Source organism: Helicobacter cinaedi CCUG 18818 = ATCC BAA-847, from assembly GCF_000155475.1.
Lineage (GTDB): Bacteria > Campylobacterota > Campylobacteria > Campylobacterales > Helicobacteraceae > Helicobacter_C > Helicobacter_C cinaedi.
In genome coordinates this window covers 1-552 of record NZ_DS990435.1, presented here as the reverse complement: position 1 = coordinate 552, position 552 = coordinate 1, and the positions used below count along the sequence as shown (strand labels likewise).

General features: G+C 32.8%; 1 protein-coding gene. It reads right to left on the bottom strand.

Annotated elements, in window-relative coordinates; translation table 11 throughout:
- The coding region (locus HCCG_RS11475; protein ID WP_230197971.1) for a bacteriophage T4 gp5 trimerisation domain-containing protein at positions 1–552 on the bottom strand (552 nt) is incomplete at both ends.

The window sequence follows — 552 nt, the reverse complement described above, 5'->3', positions numbered from 1 at the left end:
TAAAGCCACATTCGTATTATATTCTCCTCCAATACTTACAATCTTTGCTAAATCTATGGTTTGCGTATGAATCTTTTTAATCCTTTCATTATATGCTCCCTCTACTATGGAATCTTTATTATTCTGTATCTTTTGAGTGAAGTTATGTTTAATGAGTTCTTCATAATCTCTTTGTGCTTGAAGATAGATTTGTTCTTTCTCTTTTATATTAGAGAGCGTGATTTCATTTAATCCAGATTCTACTATAGAAGAGTTTGTATCCTCTGTCTCTTTTGTATTATTAAGAGTTCTTGCACTTAAACTTGTTTGATGAGCATTTAAAGGCAAAGGAGGCAAGGCAGGATTACTTTGGTTATACAGACTAGCACTGATATAAGGCTTATCTATATCCTCATCAAAGAAACTTACAATCACTTCATCTCCCACTCTTGGAGTATGATACAAACCTGAACTTATACTTGCAATAGGAGAGCTTACTCTAAGATAAGGAGAGTAATGATAAGAGTAGGCTTTCATTTGTGAATGGTTATTCTCTACATCATTGTTTGTTGT